17 protein-coding genes are annotated in these 13,233 nt (G+C 63.9%); 9 read left to right on the top strand and 8 right to left on the bottom strand.

Features of this window, described 5'->3' with window-relative positions; genetic code table 11:
• Window positions 1–26: 26 nt before the first annotated feature.
• The gene (locus tag ACYJ11_RS03575; protein ID WP_461646749.1) at window positions 27–1,073 is read right to left on the bottom strand and encodes a DUF4350 domain-containing protein; all 1,047 of its coding nucleotides are present in this window, start codon (window positions 1,071–1,073) and stop codon (window positions 27–29) included.
• Window positions 1,066–2,025, bottom strand: coding sequence for a S49 family peptidase (locus tag ACYJ11_RS03580; protein ID WP_461646750.1), 960 nt, complete (start codon window positions 2,023–2,025; stop codon window positions 1,066–1,068). The genes ACYJ11_RS03575 and ACYJ11_RS03580 overlap by 8 nt, the downstream gene beginning before the upstream one ends.
• A gap of 126 nt (window positions 2,026–2,151) precedes the next feature.
• On the opposite strand from ACYJ11_RS03580, the gene ACYJ11_RS03585 reads away from it, so the two are divergent.
• The 4 genes from ACYJ11_RS03585 to ACYJ11_RS03600 all read left to right on the top strand — a co-directional run bounded on the left by ACYJ11_RS03585 (window position 2,152) and on the right by ACYJ11_RS03600 (window position 5,076).
• Complete coding sequence (locus tag ACYJ11_RS03585) at window positions 2,152–3,036, top strand: aldo/keto reductase (RefSeq protein ID WP_461646751.1); 885 nt, start codon at window positions 2,152–2,154, stop codon at window positions 3,034–3,036.
• Between the two features lie 2 nt (window positions 3,037–3,038).
• Entirely contained in the window at window positions 3,039–3,764 is a 726-nt protein-coding gene (locus ACYJ11_RS03590) for a class I SAM-dependent methyltransferase (RefSeq protein WP_461646752.1), read from the top strand.
• A gap of 111 nt (window positions 3,765–3,875) precedes the next feature.
• On the top strand, window positions 3,876–4,202 hold the full coding sequence (locus tag ACYJ11_RS03595) for a cupin domain-containing protein (RefSeq protein ID WP_461646753.1): 327 nt from the start codon (window positions 3,876–3,878) through the stop codon (window positions 4,200–4,202).
• Between the two features lie 79 nt (window positions 4,203–4,281).
• Window positions 4,282–5,076, top strand: a complete 795-nt coding sequence (locus ACYJ11_RS03600; RefSeq protein ID WP_461646754.1) for an HpcH/HpaI aldolase family protein — start codon at window positions 4,282–4,284, stop codon at window positions 5,074–5,076.
• Between the two features lie 24 nt (window positions 5,077–5,100).
• On the opposite strand, the gene ACYJ11_RS03605 is transcribed toward ACYJ11_RS03600, so the two are convergent.
• Window positions 5,101–6,120 carry a transcription initiation factor IIB gene (locus ACYJ11_RS03605; RefSeq protein WP_461646755.1) on the bottom strand — a complete coding sequence of 340 codons (1,020 nt, stop codon included), beginning with the start codon at window positions 6,118–6,120 and terminating at the stop codon, window positions 5,101–5,103.
• Window positions 6,121–6,358: 238 nt separating this feature from the next.
• Complete coding sequence (locus tag ACYJ11_RS03610) at window positions 6,359–7,144, bottom strand: helix-turn-helix domain-containing protein (RefSeq protein ID WP_188974840.1); 786 nt, start codon at window positions 7,142–7,144, stop codon at window positions 6,359–6,361.
• Between the two features lie 95 nt (window positions 7,145–7,239).
• On the opposite strand from ACYJ11_RS03610, the gene ACYJ11_RS03615 reads away from it, so the two are divergent.
• On the top strand, window positions 7,240–7,641 hold the full coding sequence (locus ACYJ11_RS03615) for a hypothetical protein (protein WP_170097059.1): 402 nt from the start codon (window positions 7,240–7,242) through the stop codon (window positions 7,639–7,641).
• A 64-nt stretch (window positions 7,642–7,705) separates the two neighbouring features.
• On the opposite strand, the gene ACYJ11_RS03620 is transcribed toward ACYJ11_RS03615, so the two are convergent.
• Window positions 7,706–8,668 carry a C-terminal binding protein gene (locus ACYJ11_RS03620; protein ID WP_461646756.1) on the bottom strand — a complete coding sequence of 321 codons (963 nt, stop codon included), beginning with the start codon at window positions 8,666–8,668 and terminating at the stop codon, window positions 7,706–7,708.
• Window positions 8,669–8,832: 164 nt separating this feature from the next.
• Here ACYJ11_RS03620 and ACYJ11_RS03625 point away from each other — a divergent pair, with 164 nt between their 5' ends.
• Complete coding sequence (locus ACYJ11_RS03625) at window positions 8,833–9,105, top strand: ubiquitin-like small modifier protein 1 (RefSeq protein WP_004591081.1); 273 nt, start codon at window positions 8,833–8,835, stop codon at window positions 9,103–9,105.
• Window positions 9,106–9,130: 25 nt separating this feature from the next.
• Here ACYJ11_RS03625 and ACYJ11_RS03630 read toward each other — a convergent pair whose 3' ends face one another.
• Window positions 9,131–9,532: a pterin cluster protein gene (locus ACYJ11_RS03630; protein ID WP_461646757.1), complete on the bottom strand. Its 402-nt coding sequence runs from the start codon at window positions 9,530–9,532 to the stop codon at window positions 9,131–9,133.
• A gap of 91 nt (window positions 9,533–9,623) precedes the next feature.
• Here ACYJ11_RS03630 and ACYJ11_RS03635 point away from each other — a divergent pair, with 91 nt between their 5' ends.
• The 3 genes from ACYJ11_RS03635 (at window position 9,624) to ACYJ11_RS03645 (ending at window position 10,734) form a co-directional block, all read left to right on the top strand.
• Window positions 9,624–9,992: a hypothetical protein gene (locus ACYJ11_RS03635; protein ID WP_170097054.1), complete on the top strand. Its 369-nt coding sequence runs from the start codon at window positions 9,624–9,626 to the stop codon at window positions 9,990–9,992.
• A 108-nt stretch (window positions 9,993–10,100) separates the two neighbouring features.
• Window positions 10,101–10,355 carry a hypothetical protein gene (locus ACYJ11_RS03640; protein ID WP_170097053.1) on the top strand — a complete coding sequence of 85 codons (255 nt, stop codon included), beginning with the start codon at window positions 10,101–10,103 and terminating at the stop codon, window positions 10,353–10,355.
• A 10-nt stretch (window positions 10,356–10,365) separates the two neighbouring features.
• Entirely contained in the window at window positions 10,366–10,734 is a 369-nt protein-coding gene (locus tag ACYJ11_RS03645; protein ID WP_461646758.1) for a hypothetical protein, read from the top strand.
• A 14-nt stretch (window positions 10,735–10,748) separates the two neighbouring features.
• Here the strand turns inward: ACYJ11_RS03645 and ACYJ11_RS03650 are convergent, their stop codons facing one another.
• Both ACYJ11_RS03650 and ACYJ11_RS03655 read right to left on the bottom strand, forming a co-directional pair.
• Window positions 10,749–11,114, bottom strand: a complete 366-nt coding sequence (locus ACYJ11_RS03650; protein WP_461646759.1) for a hypothetical protein — start codon at window positions 11,112–11,114, stop codon at window positions 10,749–10,751.
• Between the two features lie 36 nt (window positions 11,115–11,150).
• Window positions 11,151–13,097 (bottom strand): aldehyde ferredoxin oxidoreductase family protein, encoded by a 1,947-nt coding sequence (locus ACYJ11_RS03655; RefSeq protein ID WP_461646760.1) that lies wholly within the window; start codon window positions 13,095–13,097, stop codon window positions 11,151–11,153.
• Window positions 13,098–13,233 lie beyond the last annotated feature (136 nt).

The raw sequence follows: 13,233 nt of genomic DNA on the forward strand, positions 1-13,233 counted from the left end.
ACCAATGGCAGCCCGAGCAGCCCGGCTCAGGTCCCGCTTGGGGGTGCGGGCGTCGGAGTCGGGCTGGAGGTCGGTTCCGGTGGTGTTTCGGTCGAAGTATCACCGCCGGTTCCGAATCCGGCATCCGGGGTCGCGCCACCGCCCGGATCGGGTGCCTCGCCGTCGAGCAGGAACGAAAGCAGGTTCCCGATGAACACCTCGTTGTCGGCGTCGTATATCTCGGAACTGCTGATGAACGTCGAATCAGTGACAAACACCATGTTGTCGTTGCGAACGACTGTCGCGTACGTGCCGGTGCGGCGCGTCTCCAGCGTCCGTGTACCTTCGGCGGCGGTGAACTTCGTCTCGGCGTCACCGTTCATCACCGCGTAGCCGGCGGTGTCGAACGTAATCGTCTCGACACCGTCGGTCAGTTCACCGTTGTCGCTCGGCGACGCGTAGATAGCCTTGAAGTTGTTGTCGTTGGCTTCGTCGTCGACGTTGTACAGCTGTTCGGCACCCATCCGGATGCCGTAGCGCTCGGTGGCGTTGTTGGCCCCGAACGACACCGTCGTCGTCGACTGGGTGAATCCGGTCGAGAGGCGGGTCTGTGTTGGCTCAGCCAGAACGACGACACGCCCGCCGTCCTCCGTGTACTCCTGTAGTGCATCGCGTTCCGCCTGTGAGTAGCTGTCGAGCGGCTGGACGATGAGTACACCGTCGTACCGGCCGAGCGAATCGGCAAAGGAGGCGGTGCCGGACGTGCCGTACTCGACAGTGTGGCCCGCCTCGAACACCGCCTCTGTGATCGGTTCGAGTTCGGATTCGGTCACCTGATTGCCGTGGCTCGTATCGACGAGTATTCGCTTGTCGCTCGTGTCGGCGTCGACCGAAATCTCACCCTCTTCGGGGTCGGCGGGTGCGTTGACGGCGTCAGGCTGATACTGTGACGGCGACTGGCCATCGATAGACTGGCCGTCCGGCGGTCCCGACGACCCCGGACTGGCGACTGCGAGAAGGAACGTGCCACCCAGTATCACCACGAGAACGACGATAAACACGGCCAGCGGCTTGACGATACGGCCCTCAGTCATTGCGAATCACCGTTGCATTGTTGTCCTCAGCGGGGATTCCCCAGACGGCGTAGTACTTCACCGGCTCCCGGAACGTCGTCTCACTGTCGTCGGGATGGACGAGATACGTCACGTTGTTCGCGCCCTGAACGGTCTCGGCGCCGGCAGGGACGATGATGACGTTGAAATTGGCACCGCCACTGCCCTGATAGGTCACGTCGTACTGGTCGCCTTCGATGTCGTCTGAGAGTGCGGCGGCCCGTTCGATGGCCAGTTCAGTGTCGCCGATCCGGTCGGCGAAACCGTTCTGGGTTGCCTGTGCGCCGAGGTACGTGCCGCCGTTCGCGACCTCCTCGCGGGAGAGCGTCAGTTGCTCGCCCCGGTGGCGCATGACCGTGCCGACGAATGACCGCTGGAGCACTTCGATGTCCTCGCGGAGGCTGTCTTTGCTTATCTGGGCCTTATCCGGTCCCGAACGGACGAACGTCTCGCCCTGCCTTTCGACCTGCTCGATGAGACTCAGCGGGGCCTGAACGATGACGCCGATACTGCCGACGTTCGAACTCGGCTTGACCACGATCTCGTCGGCCGGCGTAATGCCGTAGTACCCGCCCGATGCGGCCGTGCCTTCAACGTAGGCGACGACGGGCATCTCGCTGGCGGTCCGGTTCACGGCGAGGTAGAACTCCTCGCTCGAGTCGACCGGCCCACCGGGACTGTCGATCCGGAGGACGACTGCCTCGATTGATTCGTTGGTTCGTGCTTCGCGGAGGTCCTGCTTGACAGCGTTGACGTTAGCGTCAGTTGTGCCGCCGCGAAGGGTGACGACGGCGACGCTCGGGTCGTCGTCACCACCGCTTGGCACGCCGTTCCAGATGACCGGCGCGAATATCGCGGCGATGACGAGGGCGAGCGTGACTGCGATCACGTACGACGCCGTCATCGCCGAGAACAGTTGTTCTCTCCCAAACATCTATACATCCCGTTCGGACTGAGGGCGTAATAAACCCCGGCCGGCACACCCCCTCGCAGTCCGGTATCCAGACTGTCTGAGACGGCAGCGACCAACGGTTATTGGTCTCCGGGGCGTGGAACCGGTATGGAGACCCGAGCACTGGGCGACACTGGACAGGAGAGCACGGTGCTGACGTTCGGCTCGATCGCACTCAACTGGCTCGAACAGGACGGTGCGAACCAGCTGGTCGAACTCGTGTTGGACCACGGCGTCAACCACTTCGACGTGGCACCGACCTACGGCGACGCGGAGCTGAAACTGGGGCCGAAGCTCCGCCAGTACCGCGACGACATCTTTCTAGGCTGTAAGACTCAGGAACGAGAGTACGAGGGAGCGGCGCGGAAAATCGACCGGTCGCTGAACCGCCTCGGTATCGACACTATCGACCTCTACCAGATCCACGGCTTGGAGTACGAGGACGAACTGGACACGATCACCGCCGACGGGGGCGCGCTCGACGCGATACGCGAGGCAAAAGACGACGGGAAAATTGACCACATCGGGTTGACGAGCCACGGCAACCCTGAACTCATCCTCGACGCCATTGACCGCATCGACGACCTTGAGACGGTGATGTTCCCGCTGAACCCCGTCGTCGCCGGCAAGGACGGCGACGAGTACGACTACGAGGCCGTGCTGGAACGCTGTGAGGCGGAAGGCATCGGTACGCTGGGCATCAAGGCGTTCGCGAAGGGGTCGTGGCCACCGACCGACGAGCTGGCCGAGGCCGACCGCCCGTACGCGAACTGGTACGAGCCGGTCGATACGCCGGAGGTCATCCGCGAGCGGTTCGACTTCGCCGCCGCCCAGGGCCTCGACACCGTCGTCAGCCCCGGCGACCCGAAACTCGTCGCGATGGTGCTCGACGCTGCCAGCCGCTCGACGGGGATGGACGAGGCCCGGCAGCGCGCGCTCATCGAGGAAGCGCGCCACGACGATAGCCCGGTACCCGAGCAACTGCACCACTGAACGTGGACGACGTTCCGGAGACAGTAACGACGGCACTCGCAGACCGGCAGGTCGAGGGGCAGGTCTGTCTCGAAGCCGGGGCCGGCGTCGGGAACACGACGGCGGGGCTGCTGGCCGCGGGCGCAGAGCGGGTGTACGCGGTGACGGACGACGCCGACCACGCCGCAACAGTCCGCGACCGCATCGGCGACGGAAACACCGACCGGCTGGTCGTCCTTGAGGCCGACCTCCGGGCGACACCGCTTGCGACAGACAGCGTCGACCTCGTCACCGCCCACGGACTGTGTAACGTCCTGCCACCGACTGAACTGGACGCCGTCGCGGCCGAACTGACGCGGGTCGCGAGGCCCGACAGCCGCCTCGTCGTCGACGACTACGCGGTGCCACCCGCCGACGCAGCTGTCAACCGACTGTTCGCGCTGGAGAACACCGCCGCACGAATGGTTGACGGCCGGCCGGCGCTGACGTTCTACCCGCCCGCCATGCTGGCCGCGGTGTTCGTCGACTACGGCTGGACTGTCGAGCAAAAAAAGACGCTGCTGGACCCGGTTCCCTGGACCGAGGCCCATCTGGATGCCCACGCCGAAGTGGTGCGTGAGTACGCCGCGAGGCTTCCGGATTCGCTCGGGGAGCCACTGACTGCGATGGCTGAAGATCTGGTCGCGGCTATCGGCTCCGAGCGAACCGGGACGATGTACAGTCTCGCATTCCGGCTGGCAGATGGGTGAGTCGTGTGAGTGTCTCGTGAGACGAGTCTGAACAGCACACGTACCCAGACAAACAGACATGGACTTTCCCAGCAGCCGAACGGCTAAGGACGCCCCGGCCCACGTGCCGGTATGTCACTCGACAGATTAGCAACGTTCGATGCCGAACCGGCAGCAGGCGAAGTCATCGACGGGGAACTGGCAGTGACCGACGACGTGCTGGTGAAGGCGTTCGCGCTGGGGCCGGACGCGACAATCGACCCGCACGAACATGGGGATGCGACGAACGTGTTCCACGTGGTCCGGGGCGAAGTGACCGTCCAGCAGGACGACACCGAGGAAACCATCGCCGCTCCGGGCGTCGTCCTGAACGAGCGCGGGCAGGCCCACGGCGCGCACAACCACACTGACGAAATCGCTGTTCTGACTGCGAGCCTCTGCCCGCTACCGGGACAGTAGGCGCGTGACAGTCGGCAGAGCAGTACCGGGTAACTGTTTCCGCACTACGTTTATTGGTACCGCACAGCACAGACCAGACATGGCAGAACCACTGCCGACGAACGGACTCCGCAAGACAGTCGACAGCGGCGGTGTCGCGCTGGGCGTCCTCGACAACACGTACAGCCCGACGCTGGTAGAGTTCTACGGCGACCTCGGCGTCGACTTCATCTGGCTTGACTTCGAACACGGCGGGCCGGACCCGTGGGACGCGGCGACCGTCGAAGATCTCCTGCGGGCGGCCGACGGGACCGGAACGGAGCTACTGGTTCGGTTGCCGGATACGTCGCCAACGCTGGTGCGGAAGGCGCTGGACCTGGGGGTCAAGAACGTCTTCCTCCCGCGAGTCGAGACCGCCGAGGAAGTCCGGGCGGCCGTCAAGTCGGGGCGGTTCCGATACGACGGCGAGCCGGGCGACCGGGGGCTGGCCGCGCCCCGGGCGCGCCGCTGGGGCCTGGGTGAGAACTACATCGAGGCCGCGGACGAGGAGACGCTGATCGGAACCACGATCGAGACGAAGGAGGCGGTCGAGAACATCGACGCGATTCTGGACGTGCCAGAACTGGGCTTCGTGTTCATCGGGCCGTTCGACCTCTCGGTGTCGCTGGGTCACCCCGGCGAAATCGATCACCCGGAGGTACAGGACGCCGTAGAGATAGTCCGCTCGGCGGCGGTCGAGGCGGATATCACCGTCGGCGGCCTCGGCTTCGGGATGGACAACGTGAACGAGAAGGCAGAGTCGGGGTATCAGATACTACACGTCGGAAGTACCACCGGTGCGATACAGAGCGCCGTGCGTGGGTGGCTGGAAGATTTCGAAGGAGACCGAAGCTAGGAGAACGAAGGGGTAGCGGTCGTATTAGGCGCTCGCGCCGGATTCGGCGCCGCTCGTCACGTCGACGGCGCTGTCGTCGAGTTCCGCCTCGGCTTCCAGCAGTTCGCGGTAGCGCTCGCGAATCGTCACGGTGCTGATGTCCGTTGCTTCGCTGACGGTTTCCTGCGTCATCTCCTCGCCGAGCAGCAGGCCGGCGGCGTAGATGGCCGCGGCGGCGAGGCCGACAGGGCTCTTGCCGCTGTGGACGTTCGCTTCCTTCCCCGCTTCGATGAGGGCGCGGGCCTGGCGTTCGAGGGCGTCGTCGGCGCCGAGTTCAGAGATGAACTTGCTGAGGTATGTCGCGGGGTCCGGCGGGCCGACCTGCAGGGAGAGTTCCCGGTTGAGATAGCGGTACGCGCGGGTGAACTCCATCTCGTCGACGCGGCTGACGACGGCCATGTCGTCGAGCGTCTGTGGGAGGTTCGCCTGCCTGATGGCGGCGTATAGCGCGGCGGTCGCCATTCCTTCAATGGAGCGGCCGGGCAGCATCCCCTCGTCGAGGGCACGGCGGTAGATGACGCTGGCCGTCTCGCGGGCGCTCTCGGGGACGCCGAGGGCGCTTCCCATCCGGTCGATCTCGCCAAGCGCCTGCTTGAGGTTGCGCTCGGCGTGGTCGCGGGTTCGGAACCGTTCGTCCCAGGTGCGCAGGCGCTGCATCTTCTCGCGCTGGCGCGTCGACAGGGAGTTTCCGTAGGCGTCCTTGTCCTGCCAGCCGATGTTGGTCGAGAGGCCCTTGTCGTGTTTCATCTCGGTCGTCGGCGCGCCGACGCGGCGCTTGTTGTCGCGCTCCTGGCTGTCGAAGGCGCGCCACTCCGGCCCGTGGTCGATCTCGTCCTCGTCGACGACGAGGCCGCAGGATTCACAGACCGTCTCGCCGCGACTGTCGTCGGTGACGAGGCTCCCGCCACAGTCCGGGCAGGCGTGGCCGGTACTCGCCTCGGACTCGGCCTGTTCGTCCGCACTTTCATCGCGTTCGTCGGGGGAATAGATGCTGCGTGTCGTCATAGTGTGCCTCTGCGAGCGCGTGGGAACGCCCGCGGTCGTACCCAATTGTAGGGGTGCATCCCCCATGACGACTCGTTTGGCACATGCCGAACTTCGGAGAAGTAGTGACGATATGTCATGTCTGGCATACCACGACGCATGCCTCCCCGCCTGCTGTTACCCCGTTCTGAACTGCGACGCGGCAGTATGCAGGTAGTGCAAGCCGGTCAGGTGATGGTGCCAGAGACAATACCGCCGGTTACACGCCTGAGCGGCCGATACGGAGGCGTCCGCCCTCGGCGACGTCCTCGTCGGCCTGAACCGGCCCCATCGACCGCGTGACGAACGACCGGACGATCCATGCTTCAGCCCGCTGGAGACGGTACTGGAGCGTTGACCGCGACACGTCGAGGGTCTCTGCGAGTTCGGTGAGCGAGGTGTCCCGCGGCGTCCGGTAGTAGCCGTGTTCGACGGCGGCCTCGACGGCGGCCTGTTGCTCGGGCGGGAGTTCCGCCAGCGTCACGGCCTCGTCGACCCAGTACGAAGGCGAGCTAAGCTGCCGGAATTCGACGGTGAGTCCCTCGCGAAGCTCGGATTCCATCTCCTCGAACAGCCCGTCGACGCCGGCGTCGCTGCACAGGAGCAGTCGCCACTCACACCGACTCCCGCGGCGTTCGGTCTCGACGAGGACGCCGCGGCCGACGTGGTCGATGGCCAGCCGCGGAATCGAGTGGCAGTCGCCGGCTTCCGACCGGTAGCTGTACACCGTCCGAGCGCCAGGGTCCGAGCCGATGACCTCGTACGTCCAGTCGGTCTTGCAGTTGCGGGTCCCGATACACTCAGTACACTGGACTGGGTCATCGTACACGTCGTCAAGCTGTTCGAGGGCGGTTTCCGGACCGGCGACGCGTTCGAGCCGCCACATCCCGTCTCGTGTGACGTTGCACGCAATAGTCCGGGAGTGTGTTTCCGGATAGTCGATGAACACGTCCATGACGGGGTCGACGTTCCGCTCGTAGTCGATAGTGAAGATGAACTCTCGCATGTACACCCCATTGCGTGTCGAGTGGCTTATACGCACTGTCTCGTTCGGCGTATGCCAAACAAGCCGTCATTATCGAAGCACGTTTTCAAAGGAGTATGTCGTGTCCTGTCTCTCCATCTACTGGCGACTCGTCCGGCGGAGCGGTCACTGGCGACACACCGGACGACTCGCCGTCACGTATTCGCGGATATGAACTACCGACGCACAACTGGCGACACACCGTCGTCTACGGGGTGGTGTTCTGGGCGGTCGTGGCCGCCGCGTGGCTCGCCGTCCCGACCGGTCACCCGTTCCAGTTAGGCGTCACGCTGTCCGGACTGTTCGCGGCCCCGCTGTTGCCGGTCGCGCTCTGGTGTGATTACCGCCAGGCCAGACGATTCGGGACCTGTGACCCCGGTCTTCGCGCGTACCTCTCGAATCTCGTTCGGGATATCAAGACGGCGGGGAGTGGCCAGAGCGCACTCGGCGACCAGCGTCGTGAATTCCTCAGATGTTGAGTCGAGATAACGCCACTCGCCGGCAGCCGTTTTGATGGTGTAGCAGGCAAACCCGGCCGTATATTTACAGCCAGTCCGTTTCCGGATCGATTCGGTTCGGCGGCGTCTCGCCGGCCAGCACGGCCCTGACGTTCGCGGCGACGGCGGCGTTCAGGTCGTCGCGGGCTTCTTCCGAGTACCAGGCCGCGTGGGGCGTGACAATACAGTTGTCAAGGCCGACCAGCGGATGGTCCGCCGTCGGCGGTTCCTCGATCAGCACGTCGAGACCGGCGCCCCCAATCGTTCCGTCGTCCAGTGCCGTCCGGAGCGCTGCTTCGTCGACGAGGCCGCCGCGGCCGGTGTTGACGAGGATTGCCTGGTCACGCATCGCCGCGAGCGCGTCGGCGTCTATCATCGCTTCCGTCTCCTCGGTCAGCGGCGCGTGGAGGGAGACGTAGTCAGCCCGCTCGTACAGCGTCTCCAGCGTGACTTTCTCGACATCGGCTTCGGCCATCTCCTCGGCGTCGACGTAGGGATCGTACGCAATCACATCGAGGTCAAAGCCCCGCAGCTGGTCGCGCACTCGCCGTGCGATGGGGCCGAAGGAGACGAGACCCAGCGTCTGGTCGCGGACGCGATGTACCGGGCGGGTCCGCTCCCAGCCCCAGCCACCGTCGCGAACGTCGCGGTCGTAGGCCGTGAGCGTCCGAATACAGTCGAGCAGTAGCGTCACCGTGTGGGTAGCGACCTCGTCGGTACAGTACTCGGGGACGTTGGTGACGGTCACGCCGTTGTCTGCCGCCGCGGACACGTCGATGTTGTCGATACCGACGCCCGCTCGCGCGACGATCTGCAGGTCGTCCAGCGTGTTGAGCACCGCGGCAGTGACCGGCGTGTTCACGTCAACGACGAGCCCCGCTGCCCCGGCGGCGGCATCCCGGAGCGCGTCCTCGTCGTCTGTCTCCGCGACAACGACATCAGCGTCGAGTTCCGCCCGCAGTCGGTCGACATCTATCATCGGGTCATCGCTTGCGACCACACGTTCCATGTGCGGAGTCATGGACTAGGACGCTAAAACGGGTCGAAGTCGTTCCCATCGAATAGGAATTCGAGGTCCATGATAGATTGAATACAACGAATGAACCCGTTGCTCGTTCGAGACACGCGGTCCGAGCGCTGTGATTTAAGCCACTCGACCGCCAATCCAGCGGTATGCAAATCGAGCTGCGGTTTTTCGCCAACTTCCGGGAAGCCGTCGGGCAAAAAACGGTTCACCGCGAGTACGAAAGCGACCTGCAGGCGGGTGATGTGCTCCGACAGCTCTCCGAGGAGTTCACCGAGATGGACCTGTTCGAGGATGGCGACCTGCGGGAGTACCTGACGATTCTCCGGAACGGAACGGATATTACCCATCTCGATGGGCTGGAGACCGCGCTGGAGGACGGAGACGAGCTCAGCGTGTTCCCGCCAGTCGCCGGGGGATAGCGTCCTTCCAGAGTCGATTGCCGAATCAGCAACAGAAGATGAACGGGAACATCAGCCCAACGCGGTCGCTGGCTTCCAGTTCCGTGTCCAGTCCGTCGAGGTGTTCGTTGAACTCGCCGTTGACCGCCACTCGCGCGTAGCATCTGGTCTGCTCGCCTTCGGGGTTTTTCGCCCAGTCGCCCGGCAGGTCCGCCATCTCCGGGGCCCAGCCCTCGGTGGTGGCGTCGGCTTCGGTTTCCGCGATGAGCATATCACTCACGTCGTATTCGCGGAAGAACGCATCGAGGAAGTCACGTAGCGTGTTCCCTTCGAACGTGTATGACAGCGACGGTTCGCCGACGACCCGGCGAACGTGGCCGGTACACCTGACCTCGACAGTGGTCAGGTCTGGGTCCGACGCCTGCCGTTCCAGTGTCTCACTACTCATATGTGTGCTACACCCCGCTCTTACAAATCAATAAACACGAACATGTTCGCCCATCGCTGGGGTTTATTTGCGCCGAACTCTGTGTGGCGATATGAACAATATCGAACTAGGGATTCCGTCCGGGATTGTCGAGTCGCTGCCGCCGGACAGCGAGGATACGAAACGCGACATGGAACAGGCTGTCGGCGGCTGGGAACGGGAACTCAACGCCGCGCTCGACTCTGCGGAGCCGGCCAGCGCCGTCGTCGACCACATCGAGCAGTTCGAGAACCGATGGGAGGCCTACGACGAGTACGTCGTCGAACTCCGGGCCTGGGGCCAGTCACCCATCTACGCGATGGCCTGGCGCGACCTCCACGCCGCCGTCATCGCTCAGATTTACGACCACGAGGACTTAGACGAGCGCATCAACCGCGAGCGCAACGCCCGCATCGTCGACGACGGTATCCGGCCGGGATAAGCCGTAGCCGTCCGGAAGCGGTGGCATCCGTTCGGGAGAGCGCGGGTGTGGCAGAACGGCGCAGTGCCGCCGATAGGTTTAGACGACCACACCCGTAACGACCACACGATGGAGCGTGAACGGAGTTTTCGCGGCATCTCAGTTCGAGCCGCTATCGGGTATCTGGAGAACCTCGGCGGCGAGCAACGCGGCGAAGCGACCGTCGAAGGCGACGGCTGGGCAGCGACACTGTCAGAGGAGAAAGTCGCCATCGGCCCGAGTCTCCAACTCAACGAGGTGACCATCGAGTTCGACGGCGACCCCGAGACGCTGGAGCCGCTCATCGAGAAGTTTGCACAGAAGGCGATGCGGGCGGGCGGCTGACCGGGACGCGATGGCTGATTCATCGTACCCGATCGAGGGACAGATCATCCTGCTGGCCGGCACCCGTGCGAGCATTCCACTCGACCAGCTCCCGGAGCTGCTCGAACGGGTCCAGACGTATCTCCGGGAAAACCGAGAGACCTACGACAGGGAGTACGAGCGCATCAGCGGCCCCAGAGAAGCCGATTACGTCTGTGCCGAGTCGGGCCACTGGGACAGTATCGGCACAGAACTCGGACTGAGCGACCGCGAACAGGACGCGGTTCGGCGGGCCCACGCCGCCCAGTTCGAGCGCGACGGGCGGCGGCTTGACAGAAGCGAGGAGTTCGAGACGACGCTGGAAATCAGGGACGTGCTGGCAGTCAGCTCCGACCCGTAAGGACGTACTGGCAGTCAGCTTCGCACCGTAATCGTCTCCAGCACGCGCTGGGAAAACGCCGTCTCCGAGAGGTCGCCGTTTTCGAGCTGGTCGATCCACTCGCTGTCGACCGACCACTCGCCGAGTTCGGTGTCTTCGAGGTCCGTCACCGTCGCCTCGATGTCGACCCCCGACCAGTCGTCAGCGTGGAGGTCCCGGAAGACGTTGATGACACGGCCGATCTCCCGGTGAGGAATAACGGCCGCCTCGTCGGCCGAAATCGATTCGTAGGTGAGCCGGTACGTATCGCCCTCATCAGCGAAGTCGGTGACGTACACGCCGTGGCTGGTCAGTCGGGACTCTACCTGAAATTCGAAGTCGTCGATATCTTCCTTGCGCATTAGAGAAGTGAAATGTGTTCGGCGGCCGGGGCTATCTCAGTCGTCGCTCGGTGCCGCTGCGCCGCCGGAGCTGACGCCGGTACCGGGGCCGATGTCGATTCCCAGATCGTCGAGTTTCTCGTCGGGAACGACGCCGTTCTCCCAGTCACGCACCTCGTAGTACTCGTCTTTCATCTTCGAGAGCTCTGCGAGTTCGCCCTCGGAACCGCCTTGGGCCGGCATCGCGTGCTCGTCGCCCTCGACGAACCGGTTTGGCAGGTCGTCGTCGGAGCCGTCGAAGCCGGCGAGGTTGTTGTAGTACCGTTCGAGGTTGTAGATTCGTTCGCCAGCCTCCATCAGTTCTTCCTCGCTCACGTCCAGCCCGGTCATGCCGTTGTACTGCAGGACGTACTCCTCGATACCCTCTGCGAAGGCGTTGAACTTGCAGATGTCGAAGGAGTCGCTGATAGCGTGCAGGTCCTGGAAGGTGGCACACAGCTCGCCTTTGCCCTCCCACTCTCGTGGGTCGACCTTCTCCGGGATACCGAGAATCTCGGCCGCCGGCGTGTAGCCACGCAGGTGACATGCCCCGCGGTTCGAGGTCGCATAGCCGATTGCCATCCCCTTCATACAACGCGGGTCGTAGGCGGCCATCGTCTGCCCTTTGACCGCAAGGGAGTTTGTGTGGGCGTCGAACTCCTCGGCGAGGTGGTCCGGCCCTTCGGCGAGGTGGTCCGCGAGTTCGGTCTCGCGGTGGGCGATCATCTCGATCATGTCGATCATCGTGTCGGCGTCGCCCCAGTCCAGACCGTCGCCGAGTTCGTCGAGTTTGCCTTCCTCGGTCATCTCCATCGCCATCGCCATGGTGTTGCCAACGTCGATGGTGTCGACACCGACGTCGTTACACCGTTCGAGCATCACGGCGATCTTGTCGCGTTCGACGTGGCCGGAGTTCGGGCCGAGCGCCCACGCAGACTCGTACTCGTAGGATTCAGTGCGGACGTTCATCTCCTCGCCCTTGTGCATCGCCTGCACCTCGACTTCCTTCTTGCAGGCGACCGGACAGGAGTGACAGGTCGGCTCGTCGACCAGGATGTTCTCCCGGACGTTCTCGCCCGAGACGTTCTCCGAGTCGATGATGCGCTCGCCGTCGCCCTCGGCGTCCGAGTACGACCGCGTCGAGGAGTACTTGGCGTTCTTCGTCGGAAGGCCGTCCATCTCCTCGGTAAGGTTCATCAGGACGTTGGTCCCGTACATCGAGAGCCCGCCCTCGTTGGGCGCGGTCACGTCGGACTCCTGGATGACCTGCATCGCCTGCTTGTGGCCCTCCTGGAACGTCTCCTGGTCCTTCGGTTTGGGCATCCGCGTGCTGGACTTGACGACGACGGCTTTGAGGTTCTTGTTGCCCATCACGCAACCGGTGCCGCCGCGGCCCGACGCGCGGTCGTCCTCGTTGACGATACAGGCGTATTTGACCTCGTTCTCACCGCCCTGGCCAATGGCCATCACGGAGAGGTTCTTGCCCAGCGAACCGCCCTCGATCTCTTCTTCGAGGTCGTCGATAGTGTCGTGGACGCCCTGGCCCCAGAGATGGGATGCATCGCGCAGTTCCACCTCGCCGTCTTCGACGAGCGCGTACACGGGCTCGTCGGCCTGGCCTTCGAACAGCAGTCCGTCGAAGCCCGACCATTTCAGCCGCGCGCCCGACCAGCCGCCGTGGTGGGAATCAGTGACCGTCCCCGTCAGCGGCGACTTGGTACAGATGGCGATACGGCCGCTCATCGTCACCTGTGTGCCCGTCAGCGGCCCGTTCATGAACGCCAGCAGGTTCTCCGGCCCCAGCGGGTCCACGTCAGGTCCCTGGTCGAAGACGTATTTGACGCCGAGTCCGCGTGCACCGATATACTTTTTCGCGTCTTCCTCGTCGATACCTTCGTAGGCTACGTCCCCGTCTCCGAGGTCGATCCGTGCCACGTGGTCCTGGAAGCCACCAAGGTCTGTCATGGTAATACGTGACTCTCTGGCCGCGAGCAAGTTAACGGTTTGTGTTGCTAAAATACAGATATCTGACGGTTTCAGCGATCACTGGGTCTTCGTGACCGGGTCGCATCCACGAGTCTGGTCCGAACCGCTTAAGAGT

Source organism: Haloarcula sp. H-GB5 (assembly GCF_054850705.1).

Bases quoted from the DNA above. Each gene is read 5' to 3' on its own strand.
- ACYJ11_RS03585 (WP_461646751.1), top strand. From the start codon at position 2,152: ATGGAGACCCGAGCACTGGGCGACACTGGACAGGAGAGCACGGTGCTG.
- ACYJ11_RS03645 (WP_461646758.1), top strand. From the start codon at position 10,366: ATGGCTGATTCATCGTACCCGATCGAGGGACAGATCATCCTGCTGGCC.
- ACYJ11_RS03575 (WP_461646749.1), bottom strand. From the start codon at position 1,073: ATGACTGAGGGCCGTATCGTCAAGCCGCTGGCCGTGTTTATCGTCGTT.
- ACYJ11_RS03650 (WP_461646759.1), bottom strand. From the start codon at position 11,114: ATGCGCAAGGAAGATATCGACGACTTCGAATTTCAGGTAGAGTCCCGA.
- ACYJ11_RS03625 (WP_004591081.1), top strand. From the start codon at position 8,833: ATGCAAATCGAGCTGCGGTTTTTCGCCAACTTCCGGGAAGCCGTCGGG.
- ACYJ11_RS03600 (WP_461646754.1), top strand. From the start codon at position 4,282: ATGGCAGAACCACTGCCGACGAACGGACTCCGCAAGACAGTCGACAGC.
- ACYJ11_RS03620 (WP_461646756.1), bottom strand. From the start codon at position 8,668: ATGGAACGTGTGGTCGCAAGCGATGACCCGATGATAGATGTCGACCGA.
- ACYJ11_RS03640 (WP_170097053.1), top strand. From the start codon at position 10,101: ATGGAGCGTGAACGGAGTTTTCGCGGCATCTCAGTTCGAGCCGCTATC.
- ACYJ11_RS03615 (WP_170097059.1), top strand. From the start codon at position 7,240: ATGTCGTGTCCTGTCTCTCCATCTACTGGCGACTCGTCCGGCGGAGCG.
- ACYJ11_RS03635 (WP_170097054.1), top strand. From the start codon at position 9,624: ATGAACAATATCGAACTAGGGATTCCGTCCGGGATTGTCGAGTCGCTG.
- ACYJ11_RS03595 (WP_461646753.1), top strand. From the start codon at position 3,876: ATGTCACTCGACAGATTAGCAACGTTCGATGCCGAACCGGCAGCAGGC.
- ACYJ11_RS03655 (WP_461646760.1), bottom strand. From the start codon at position 13,097: ATGACAGACCTTGGTGGCTTCCAGGACCACGTGGCACGGATCGACCTC.
- ACYJ11_RS03605 (WP_461646755.1), bottom strand. From the start codon at position 6,120: ATGACGACACGCAGCATCTATTCCCCCGACGAACGCGATGAAAGTGCG.
- ACYJ11_RS03580 (WP_461646750.1), bottom strand. From the start codon at position 2,025: ATGTTTGGGAGAGAACAACTGTTCTCGGCGATGACGGCGTCGTACGTG.
- ACYJ11_RS03610 (WP_188974840.1), bottom strand. From the start codon at position 7,144: ATGCGAGAGTTCATCTTCACTATCGACTACGAGCGGAACGTCGACCCC.
- ACYJ11_RS03630 (WP_461646757.1), bottom strand. From the start codon at position 9,532: ATGAGTAGTGAGACACTGGAACGGCAGGCGTCGGACCCAGACCTGACC.